The sequence below is a fragment of the Mucilaginibacter gossypii genome (assembly GCF_017569325.2).
Taxonomy (GTDB): domain Bacteria; phylum Bacteroidota; class Bacteroidia; order Sphingobacteriales; family Sphingobacteriaceae; genus Mucilaginibacter; species Mucilaginibacter gossypii.
The window spans coordinates 6043885-6055808 of sequence record NZ_CP071878.2 but is presented as its reverse complement, the minus strand read 5'-3'; the positions used below and the strand labels follow the sequence as shown (position 1 = coordinate 6055808).

The window sequence follows — 11924 nt, the reverse complement described above, 5'->3', positions numbered from 1 at the left end:
AACTGTTAAATTGCATGCTTTATTGAGATATGAAAAAACTGTTAGGCTTATTGTTCCTGATCCCGGCAACGGGCGCCTTTGCCCAAAAGCTGGATACCCTTAGCATCGAAAAAATTATGCGCGCCCCCAAATGGATCGGGGTTTCACCCTCCAATATCAACTGGGCTAACGATAGTAAAAAGATCTATTTTAAATGGGATGATGATGCTTCGGGCGATACCCGGTTATATTCAGTTAGCCCCGGCGACAACAAGGTACAAAAAGTCAGCATTGCCGAGCAGCGCGATCTGGCAGCCGGTTACGGAGAATGGAACAAAAAGCACAGCCAAAAGGTATTCAGTAAAAACGGCGATTTATTTTTATACGATGTAAAAGCCAACAAAACCACCCGGCTAACAAATACCGTAGCGCAGGAAGACAGCCCTGTTTTCAGCGGTGATGAAACAAAGATCATTTACAAAGAAGATAATAATCTCTTTGCCCTGAACCTGAATGGCGGCACCCTGGTACAGCTCACCAATTTTGTACGGACAGCAAGCGATAAAAAAAGTAAGGATAAACCCGGCGAACAGGAACAATGGCTCAAAAAGCAACAGCTTGAGTTGTTTGAGATCATCAAAAAGGAAGCAAAGGAGGATAAAAAAGATTCAACAGAAACAGCATTGCTTAAGCCCGACAAGCTGAAAGAGATTGCCTATGGCGATAAAAGACTGAGCGCTGTACAGATCAGTCCGGATGGCAGGTTTATCACCTATCGCCTTACCAAACGCACCGATGGCGTTCAAAATGCTATTGTACCTAATTATGTTACCGCATCGGGTTTTACCGAGGATATTCCGAACCGCTCAAAAGTGGGCCGGCCATCGTCAACCTCAGAGACGTTTATTTACGATAAACGCCGTGAAGCAGTTTACCCGGTTATTACATCAGAGATCCCCGGCATTAAAGACCTGCCCGACTATTTAAAAGATTATCCCGATGAATTAAAAGCCCGTCAAAAGGAAAACGCCGACAGGCAGGTAAATATCGATGGCGTTTTATGGAATCAAAGCGGCAGCAATGCCGTGGTCATTATCTCAGCACAGGATAATAAAGACTGCTGGATCATGCGCTTAGACCCGGTAAGCGGTAAACTAAGCCTGCTTGACCGTCAGCGGGATGAGGCCTGGATTGGCGGCCCCGGCATTGATGATCCCGGGAATACAGGTTTTATTGATGATAACCATTTTTATTACCAGAGCGAGGCCAGCGGTTACTCGCATATTTATGTGGTTGATGTAACCAGCGGTGCTAAAAAGCAGCTCACCAGCGGCAAATGGGAAGTACAAACTTTGCAGTTAAGCCAGAATAAAAAGACGTTTTATTTTACTGCCAATATCGATCATCCGGGCATTACCCATTTTTACAGCATCCCGGTTAGCGGTGGTACCCCTGTTAAAATTACCGGTATGAAAGGCGGCAACGAGGTAACACTTTCGCCCGATGAAAAGTGGCTGGCTATCCGCTATTCTTATTCAAACAGGCCATGGGAGCTATATATCCAGGCTAATAAACCGGGCGCAAAGGCGGTAAAAATAACCAACTCGGTTTCGGCCGAATACTTGTCATACTCCTGGCGGGACCCCGAGATTATTTCCTTTAAAAACCGCTACGGTACCGATGTTTATGCTCGCCTGTATCAGCCTAAAAAGCAAGATCCAGCAAAACCAGCTGTAGTTTTTGTACACGGTGCGGGCTACCTGCAAAATGTCACCTATTCGTGGAGTTATTATTTCCGTGAGTTTATGTTCAACAACATGCTGGCCGATAATGGTTACACTGTGCTGGACATTGACTACACAGCGAGCGCAGGTTATGGCCGGGATTTCCGGACAGGGATCTATCGCCACATGGGCGGCAAAGACCTTACCGACCAGGTTGACGGCGTAAAATTACTGGTTGAAAAGTATGGTGTCAATCCTAAACATGTTGGCTTGTATGGTGGCTCATATGGTGGCTTTATTACATTGATGGGCATGTTCACCGAACCAAACGTTTTCGCGGCAGGTGGGGCCATCCGTTCCGTTACCGATTGGGCGCACTACAACCACGAGTATACATCCAACATCCTCAATGAACCTTTTACGGATGAACAGGCTTACCGTAAAAGTTCGCCTATTTATTTTGCCAACGGCTTAAAAGGCAACCTGCTGATGCTCCATGGTATGATAGATCAGAATGTGAACTACCAGGATATCATTCGCCTTACTCAAAAACTGATAGAGTTACACAAAGAAAACTGGGAGCTGGCCTCGTACCCTGTAGAAGACCACGGCTTTGAACAACCCAGCAGCTGGGCCGATGAGTATAAACGGATTTATAAGTTATTTGAGCGGACGTTGAAGAAGTAAAGTAATTAAGAGGAGCAGCAAAGGGGGGACAAGCGGGAGACGCGATGCGGCAATCGCATGCTGTACCGGCGGCTATATATTAAAACTCTCACAGGTTAAGCTGCGTGCTAAGCTAAAACTCAATCATTTATGAAAAAGGTATCCATTTTACTCACACTGTTTCTTTTTTCCTGTTCACAGCCAATACAAAAACAATCAAAATTGGTAAAAACACCAACTTTGTATCCAGCGAAAAACTATTCAAGCAAACTTTATGATGAGCCTTTTTTTAAAGAAGAACATTTCAGCTATGTAATTAACAGGCAAACGAAAGATACATCAAAACGTAATTACACTTCAGAAACGACAGTTATTGAAGGTAAAGTCAGGCAATATTTCAGAAATTGCGAAGTGACGCTCGATAAAAATGCTCTTGTTTTTAAATTGACGGACACTCCTTTTTCTGATGCCCGCTATGAATTGAAGTTTGTTAAATCACCAGGTGTATTTGAAGCCAAATACAATCAAACTTTTTCAATTACTGATAGCTCATACAAAAAACCTGTTTTTAAAGTGATAGATAAAAACGTTGTTCTTGATAAAGACACCTACGTAAAGGGTGAGCTTTTGAAGGGCAAGTTCTATTTTCAGATCGCCGCGTCGCATTTGTGGGAAAGCGAATATACCGATACAATATCCGTGTACGGATTTGTAAAAACTATTGTAAAGTAGAAAAAACAGATTGGGAATGAGCGTATATTAATTGTATATCCACATCAACACATGCTTCTTTTGTTTCTTCAACAAAGCATCTACAATTTTCATGGTATTATTTGATATAGCCGGACAGCCCCAGCCTTCTGGTGTCCCTTTAGGGTAAACTTCCGTTTCGGCTACCTGTTCCCACGAATGAAAAACGATCTGCCTTGCTAAAGCGTTATTATTGGTTGCTTCCAATCCGGTGAGGTAATACTTTACGTGGATTCCCCAGGCGCTGTAGGCCCGCCCATCTATTTGATACTTACCGGGAGCAGTACAATGGCTGCCATCCAGGTTACTGAACGCCGGTTTGTCTTTCGACCATTCACCACTCCAGGGGTTACGGCCGCAGCCATGGCTCACCAGTCCGGAAACCAGCACATCGTTTTTCCTGAAATCCCATACCATAAAACGTTTAACACCCGATGGCAGGGTCATGTCAATTAAAATACAATAGCGGGTGTTGTAACCACGTTGCCGGCAAAACGCCAGGCTTTGTTTGGCTTTTTCTTTAACACGGTTAAGGTCTACCCGGGGTGCATCCGCGTATGTTTTAATACAGCAAAAAAACATTGAGAAGAGCAGGAATAAAAATCTCGGTTTCAATTGTGTCAGGTTTTGTGTTGTAAACAGAAATATCCGCTTTTTATTACAATAAACCTATTATTGTGAAATGAAAAAACTTTTTCCTTTATTACTTCCGTTAATGTTTTTATTCAGTTGTACAGAAAGATCAACCAAAACATTGGTAACCATTAAGACAGTTAATAACGGAAAAGCATTGCAGATAACAGGCTTCGATCCGGCCATCATTAACGAGATCAGCCGTGATTCATCTGCCAAAGCCTGGGAAACGCTCATGGCCGTTTACCGCATGCCCGCCGATACCAGCATGCGAAACCTGCAGCCCGCACAGCCGGGTCGTTATACCGTTCATAACAATGTAGTTGTTTTTAACCCCGATACGGCCTTTAGCACACAGCAAACGTATTTTTTTCGTTACTATGATTTCAGTGCAGGTAGTACGCTAACCGATTTGATAAAAAGCCGCAGCAAACCCGGAGCCTTACACTATACAGATTTGATTTTTAAGCAATAAACTACCTATATGCTTGAAAATTTAATATTTTTGATTATATTTGCAACCGTTAATAAAAGAGGGGGCAATTAGTCCCCTCTTTTATTTTATCAATCAAAATTATTCTGTCAAAAACACCGGTGGGTAATGAATATTGAAAAAAGGGTAAAAGAACTGGTAGAAGAGAAGATAGCAGATAAACCAAACCTGTTTATAGTGGATATTAAAATGCACTCGAACGGGAAGCTGATCATTTTGCTTGATGGCGATAACGGCATCGGTATTGATGAATGTGTACAGGTAAGCAGGCACGTAGGTTTCCATCTGGAAGAGGAAAACGTGATTGAAACCGCTTATAACCTGGAGGTTTCATCGCCGGGCATTGATTATCCGCTGTCGTCGCCAAGGCAATACGCCAAGAATGTTGGCCGTAACCTGGGCATTAAAATGAAAGATGGCGCTAAACGCGAAGGCACATTAACCGGCCTTACAGAGGATGCCATCACCATTGAAGAAAAAGTAAAAGAAAAAGGGAAAAAAGCGCAGGTTATAGAAAGCGTTATCCCAATGGACCAAATAACAGAAACAAAGGTTTTAATATCATTTAAGTAAAAAATGAGCAATATTAATTTAATTGATTCTTTTCAGGAATTTAAAGATTTCAAGAACATTGACCGCCCTACCATGATGAGCGTTCTGGAAGACGTTTTCAGGAGCATGATCAGGAAAAAGTACGGTACGGACGAAAATTGCGACGTAATTGTGAACACCGATAACGGTGACTTAGAGATCTGGCGTACACGTAAAGTTATGGAAGATGGCTTTAGCGAAGATGATGACCTGGAGATAGAACTTGCCGAAGCACACCTGTATGACGCCGACCTTGAAGTTGGTGATGATTATATTGAACAGATCACTTTAGAAAGCTTTGGCCGCCGTGCTATTTTAGCCGCCCGGCAAACGCTGGTATCAAAAATCCTGGAATTAGAAAAAGACGAGATCTTCAAAAAATATAAAGACCGCGTTGGTGAAATTGTTACAGGCGAGGTTTACCAGGTTTGGAAAAAAGAAACTTTAGTTCTTGATGATGAAGGCAACGAGCTGTTACTGCCAAAAACGGAGCAGATCCCGGCCGACTACTTCAAGAAAGGCGACAGTGTTAAAGCTGTTGTATCAAAAGTAGATATGCTGAACAGCAACCCTAAGATCATCATTTCACGTACAGCGCCTGAGTTTTTACAGCGCTTGTTTGAGCTTGAAGTGCCGGAAATTTTTGATGGCTTAATTACCATCAAGAAAATTGTACGCGAACCGGGCGAACGCGCTAAAGTTGCCGTTGAATCATATGACGACCGTATCGATCCGGTTGGTGCCTGCGTAGGTATGAAAGGTTCACGGATCCACGGTATAGTACGTGAGTTAAAAAATGAAAATATCGACGTTATTAACTTTACCAACAACGTCCAGCTATATATTCAGCGTGCATTATCACCTGCCAAAATCACTTCTATTAAATTAGATGATGAGAAAAAAACAGCTGCTGTGTATTTAAAACCCGACCAGGTATCGTTAGCTATCGGTCGTGGCGGACATAACATTAAGCTGGCAGGAAAATTGACAGGCTACGAAATTGATGTTTACCGCGAGGCTGATGAGCATGACGAGGATGTGGACATTGAAGAATTTTCTGACGAGATTGAAGGCTGGATCATTGATGAATTTAAACGTATTGGTTTAGATACAGCAAAATCAGTACTGGCCTTAACCGTTGGTGAATTGGTAAAACGTACCGATTTAGAGGAAGAAACAGTAAAAGAAGTGCTATCAATATTGAATGCGGAGTTTGAATAAGCGGAATAAGCAAATTAAAATCGTATTTTTGCACTAAATAAGCAGAGAAAGTAATATTAAATGTCAGAAGACAAATCCATAAAATTAATTAAAGCAGTAAAAGAACTGAACATTGGCATGGGTACCCTTGTCGATTATTTAGCTACCAAAGGATACAAGGTTGACAAGCATCCTATGGCCAAGCTGGATAATGACATGTACAATGCCCTGTTAAAGGAATTTGCTGTTGACAAAAGTATTAAGGAGGAAGCTAAGCAGATCAGTATCGGAAAGATAAGGAAAGAAGAGCCTGCTGCACAGTTTCCTGAAAAGCCGGTTGAGAACCGCCGTTCGCGCGATTTTGAGAACGAAGAGATACTGATCAAGAATACAGGGCACTTTGCACAGCCGCAGGTTGAAAAACCAAAACCGGCCGAGCCTGCTCCGGCAGCGCAAGCTCCTGCACGTTCTGATGAGCGCAATGACGTATTACCTGGTGTTAAGGTGGTTGGAAAAATTGACCTTAACAACCTGAATGCTAAGCCACAGGCGGAGAAGCCTGCTGAAAAACCAGCGGAAGTAGTTGTTAAACAACCCGAGCCAGTTGCACAGGCACCTGCGCCAACACCGGCTCCGGCACCTGCCGAGCCAAAAGTTGAAGCGCCACAGCCGGTAGCCCCGGTTGTACCCGAACCACCAAAGGTTGAAACGCCAAAACCGGCAGCCCCGGTTGCACTGCCGGTAGCCGAAGTACCTAAAGCAGAAGAGCCTAAAGCGCCTGTTGCTGAAAAATCACCGGTTGCAACACCTCCGGCTGCTCCCGAAACTCCGGTTACACCAGTAGCTGATGAAAGCCAGGAACCGGATGTGATCCGTGCTAAAGCCGAGCGTCTAACCGGGCCAAATATTATTGGTAAGATCCAGTTGCCGGTTAACGCGCCAAAACGCAACCCGGTAGCTTCATCATCAAATTCAAATAATAACTCGGCCGATCACAAACGCAAACGTAAGCGTAAAGATAACCAGGGCAACCCGCAGCAAGGCGGCGGTAACCATCCGCATGGCCAGCAGGGCGGTGGTGGCAATCACCCGCAACAAGGTCAACAGCCCAGCGGTGGTGGTACCATTAATCCTAACCGCCCGGATTTCAGGAACCGTACACATGGAGCACCCGGAAACAGCGGGCCAGGTCAGGGCCAGGGAGGTCATGGCGGTGGTAACCGCCCGGATTTCAGGAACAACCGCAATAATCCGCCTCAACATACAGGACCGAAGGAAGAACCGTCAGAAAAAGACATACAAGACCAGATCAAGGCTACACTTGCGCGCTTAAGTGGCGCAGGTAAGTCGGGCAAGTTTGCACAGCGTGCTAAATTCCGTCGTCAAAAACGTGATGACGTTGCTGCAAGTGCCGAAGAACTGGCAATGGAACAGGAACTGCAATCAAAAGTATTGAAGGTTACCGAGTTCGTAACGGCAAATGAGCTGGCAAGCATGATGGATGTATCTGTAACGCAGATCATATCTACTTGTATGAGCCTGGGTATGTTTGTTTCCATTAACCAAAGGCTTGATGCCGAAACACTTTCAATTGTGGCCGATGAGTTTGGCTACCAGGTTGAATTTGTGAAGCCGCAGGATGAAGAAGCCAACCTTGACCAGCCTGATGATCCGGCCGACCTGGTGACACGTGCACCAATCGTAACCATCATGGGCCACGTTGACCATGGTAAAACCTCATTGCTCGACTTTATACGTAAAACCAACGTAATAGGCGGCGAAGCGGGTGGTATAACCCAGCACATTGGTGCTTACGAAGTAACATTGCCTGATAACAAAGGAAAGATCACCTTCCTGGATACACCGGGTCACGAAGCGTTTACCGCTATGCGTGCAAGGGGTGCGCAGGTTACAGATATTGTAATTATAGTGATAGCTGCCGATGACAGCGTGATGCCGCAAACCCGCGAGGCCATAAACCACGCGCAGGCTGCAGGTGCACCAATCATCTTCGCCTTTAACAAAATTGATAAGCCGGGCGCCAATGCCGATAAGGTAAGGGAACAGTTATCGGCCATGAATATTTTGGTTGAAGAGTGGGGCGGTAAATACCAGTCGCAGGAAATTTCGGCCAAAACCGGCTTAAATGTTGACTTGCTATTGGAAAAGGTATTGCTTGAAGCCGAATTGCTCGAACTGAAAGCTAACCCTAACAAACGTGCCGTAGGTACTGTTATTGAGGCAGCTTTAGATAAAGGCCGTGGTATTGTTACCACCATCCTTGTACAGGCAGGCCGCTTAAAAGTAGGCGACCCGATATTGGCAGGCTGCTACAGCGGTCGTGTTAAAGCGTTAACCAACGAGCGTGGCCAGCGTGTGGACTCGGCAGGGCCTTCAACACCGGTACAGGTGTTGGGTATGCAGGGCGCACCAACCGCGGGCGATAAGTTCAACGCGCTTGAAAGTGAAGTTGAGGCACGTGAAATTGCTAACAAACGCCTGCAGTTACAACGTGAGCAGGGCTTACGTACACAAAAACACATCACCCTTGATGAAATCGGCCGTCGTTTGGCAGTTGGTAACTTCAAGGAGCTTAACATCATTGTTAAAGGTGACGTGGATGGTTCTATCGAGGCCTTGTCAGATTCATTGTTGAAACTGTCTACCGAGCAAATCCAGGTGAACATCATCTCGAAAGCGGTAGGTCAGATCTCCGAATCAGACGTATTGCTGGCATCGGCATCCGACGCGATCATCATTGGTTTCCAGGTACGCCCTTCAGGTAGTGCCCGTAAACTGGCCGAAGCTGAACAGATTGATATCAGGTTGTACTCTATCATCTACGACGCGATCAACGAGATCAAAGCGGCAATGGAAGGTATGCTTGCACCAACCTTTGAAGAGAAGATTGTGGCTAACGTCGAAATCCGCGAAACCTTTAAGATCAGCAAAGTTGGTACTATTGCAGGTTGTATGGTATTGGATGGTAAAATTAACCGTAACAGCAAGATCCGCATCATCCGCGATGGTGTGGTGATCTACACCGGCGAACTGGCTTCACTGAAACGCTTTAAAGATGACGTGAAAGAAGTAAGCGCAGGCTACGAGTGCGGTTTGAACATCAACAACTTTAACAACATTGAAGTAGGCGATATTGTTGAAGCGTACGAAAATGTAGAAGTAAAACGCAAGCTGTAATTGAATAATCAGCTTTATAATATTGAAGGGCTTATCTGTAACGGATAAGCCCTTTTTTGTTGGGGCTTTCTCACAAAGCGGAGACTTACGAAGTTTCAAAAACTTCGTAAGTCTGTATTCTCAGAGAAGGCCTCCGGGACTGGTCTAAGGTTTAGTGATAGCGTAACTTCCTCCTAAAATGAGTTAAGCTTTCAGCTTAACTGTAGTTGTATACCCGTTCTGTATATGTAGCAATCCTAAGCGTCAGTAATGGGGCTTTTATCATTTAACAGCGGTTGAAATCTTATAATAACATTTTTCAATTTAGTTTGTTATAAATCTTTTCCTAAACAAACAATCACTATGAAATGGACAATCCTTACAATTCTTCTTTTCTCATGCTTTACAGCAATTGGCCAAAAAGCAGATACCATAGCTGTTAAAGATATCAGCTCTCACTTAGGTAAAGAAGTGGTTGTAAAGTGCCGGGTTATTGATTTTGATTCCCGTACCAATTTACTGTATCTGTACATCGGTAACCGGTTCCCCAATCACTTGCTAACTATCATTGTAAAAAAACAGGTTAATGGCAAGCGCCTTAAAATTGACAAGGATATCATCTTAGGCCGTCAAATGGTTTACTTTACCGGGAAACTGATCAACTATACTGAAAACCCGGATACCACAGCACTTACAGACCAGGCCATGTTAAAAAGAGAAGTAGAACAGCCGCAGGCAGGAATACTTGAATACACCGGACAGGCTGTTACCATTAGGCATACTTACGAGCCAAGAACAGGGCCGATTGATTTACGGGGCAAGCTTGTAATGATCATAGACGACAGAAAGCAAGTTGGAACAAAAAAATACCCGATAATTATGAATGTCAATTAGCCTTTAGCCAGTTACACACAGAATCTTTCAACTGGTTGAAGTTGTGAGCAATGGCGTGACTTTAACAAGTTACTGTATCCGCCAGAAACCTTGTGTAATCCCCTCCCATGTAACAACTTTGTTAACATATAATATTCCCGATTTTAATTTATAATAAATAGGTTTGTTATTAACTGATCTTATAATTATTATATATGAAATTAAAACTACTCTTTTCCTGTTTAATTACGGCCGGTATTGCAGTACCGTCGTTTGCACAGGAGCCTGTTGATGCTGCAATGGTTCAAAAAATAAGGGAAGAAGGCCTTAACCATTCAAAGGTAATGGAAACGGCTTTTTATCTTACAGATGTTTCGGGCCCAAGGCTTGCTAATTCTCCGGGCTTAAAGCGCGCCCAAAACTGGGCTGTTAATCAGCTTAAAACCTGGGGCATGGCCAACTCTAAATTGGAAGCCTGGGGTAAATTTGGCAAAGGCTGGGAGGTTCAAAAAAACTATGCAGCTATCACGATTCCTTACTATCACGCTATCATCGCCATACCTAAAGCATGGACACCGGGTACAAATGGCTTAATCAAAGGCGAAGTGATGATAATCAAAGCCGATTCGGCAGCAGAGCTTGAGCAATATAAAGGTAAGCTGGCCGGCAAGATCGTGATATTTGATACTAAAGCACCAACAGAACGTACCTGGAAAGTGGATGCCGCCCGTTATACCGATGAGGAACTTACCGAAATGGCCAACGCGAAAGCTACGCCGGCCGGCCCGCGCAGGAACGCTGTAGACCCCAACGCAGCCCAAATGGCTGCTTTCCGTAAATTACGTGCTTTCAGGACTGCATTAAGCCAATTTTTGGTTGATGAAAAAGCTGGCTTGGTGTTAAGCCAGGCCCGCGGTACTGATGGTACAGTGTTTACCACCAACGGCGCTTCATACGCCGATACCGCGAGGGCAGTAGCTCCCGAGCTTGAAACCAGCAGCGAAGATTACCAGCGCATTTTGCGCCTTATAAAAGGCGGTCAGCCGGTACAACTGGAAGCTGATATTAAAACCCAATTCATTACCGACGACATGCAGGGCTATGATGTAGTCGCTGAAATTCCCGGGACGGATAAAAAGCTGAAAGACCAGGTAGTAATGCTTGGCGGCCACCTTGATTCATGGCATGCCGCTACCGGTGCTACCGATAATGCAGCGGGCAGCGCGGTAATGCTGGAGGCCATGCGTATTTTAAAAGCGATTAACTTTAAACCCAAACGCACCATTCGCATCGCCCTATGGAGTTCGGAAGAGCAGGGCTTATTTGGTTCGCGCGGATATGTGGCCAATCATTTTGGCGATCCTAAAACGATGGAGCTTAAACCCGAACAAGCAAAGCTTTCGGCCTATTACAACCTTGATAATGGAACCGGCAAGATCCGTGGAGTGTATTTGCAGGGAGATTCGGCCGCGGCACCTATCTTTAAAGCCTGGCTTGAACCTTTTAAAGATCTTGGCGCCACCACGCTTACCATTCGTAATACCGGCGGTACCGATCACCTTTCATTTGATGCCGTTGGCATTCCGGGCTTCCAGTTTATCCAGGATGCTATTGATTACGGTTCACGTACCCATCATAGTAATCAGGACACTTACGATCGCCTTATTGAAGACGACCTGAAACAAGCCGCTACCATTGTTGCTTCATTTGTTTACCATACGGCACAACGCGCCGAAATGATACCGCGCAAAGAGCTGCCAAAGCCTCAACCGGCAAGGTAAAACTGTTACGATATTTATAGAAAAGCGATGCTCCCGGGCATCGCTTTTTTTGTTTGT

Annotated in this window: 9 protein-coding genes; 8 read left to right on the top strand and 1 reads right to left on the bottom strand. The window is 44.7% G+C overall.

The genetic code is table 11. The annotated features are described in order from the left end of the window. The first annotated feature begins 29 nt into the window (after positions 1-29). Positions 30-2390: a prolyl oligopeptidase family serine peptidase gene (locus J3L18_RS25755; RefSeq protein ID WP_129568206.1), complete on the top strand. Its 2361-nt coding sequence runs from the start codon at positions 30-32 to the stop codon at positions 2388-2390. Positions 2391-2519: 129 nt separating this feature from the next. After that, positions 2520-3101: a hypothetical protein gene (locus tag J3L18_RS25750; protein ID WP_129568205.1), complete on the top strand. Its 582-nt coding sequence runs from the start codon at positions 2520-2522 to the stop codon at positions 3099-3101. Between the two features lie 27 nt (positions 3102-3128). On the opposite strand, the gene J3L18_RS25745 is transcribed toward J3L18_RS25750, so the two are convergent. Then, positions 3129-3734, bottom strand: a complete 606-nt coding sequence (locus J3L18_RS25745; protein ID WP_223266101.1) for a murein L,D-transpeptidase catalytic domain-containing protein — start codon at positions 3732-3734, stop codon at positions 3129-3131. A 67-nt stretch (positions 3735-3801) separates the two neighbouring features. Between J3L18_RS25745 and J3L18_RS25740 the strand changes: the two genes are divergently transcribed. The 6 genes from J3L18_RS25740 to J3L18_RS25715 all read left to right on the top strand — a co-directional run bounded on the left by J3L18_RS25740 (position 3802) and on the right by J3L18_RS25715 (position 11867). Further along, positions 3802-4227, top strand: a complete 426-nt coding sequence (locus J3L18_RS25740) for a hypothetical protein (RefSeq protein WP_129568204.1) — start codon at positions 3802-3804, stop codon at positions 4225-4227. A gap of 126 nt (positions 4228-4353) precedes the next feature. After that, positions 4354-4818, top strand: coding sequence for a ribosome assembly cofactor RimP (gene rimP / locus J3L18_RS25735; protein ID WP_129568203.1), 465 nt, complete (start codon positions 4354-4356; stop codon positions 4816-4818). Positions 4819-4821: 3 nt separating this feature from the next. Continuing rightward, complete coding sequence (gene nusA, locus J3L18_RS25730) at positions 4822-6057, top strand: transcription termination factor NusA (protein WP_090532515.1); 1236 nt, start codon at positions 4822-4824, stop codon at positions 6055-6057. A gap of 60 nt (positions 6058-6117) precedes the next feature. Further along, positions 6118-9234, top strand: coding sequence for a translation initiation factor IF-2 (gene infB / locus J3L18_RS25725; protein ID WP_129568202.1), 3117 nt, complete (start codon positions 6118-6120; stop codon positions 9232-9234). Positions 9235-9576: 342 nt separating this feature from the next. Then, complete coding sequence (locus tag J3L18_RS25720) at positions 9577-10107, top strand: hypothetical protein (RefSeq protein ID WP_129568201.1); 531 nt, start codon at positions 9577-9579, stop codon at positions 10105-10107. Positions 10108-10301: 194 nt separating this feature from the next. Next, positions 10302-11867, top strand: coding sequence for a M28 family metallopeptidase (locus tag J3L18_RS25715; protein WP_129568200.1), 1566 nt, complete (start codon positions 10302-10304; stop codon positions 11865-11867). Positions 11868-11924 lie beyond the last annotated feature (57 nt).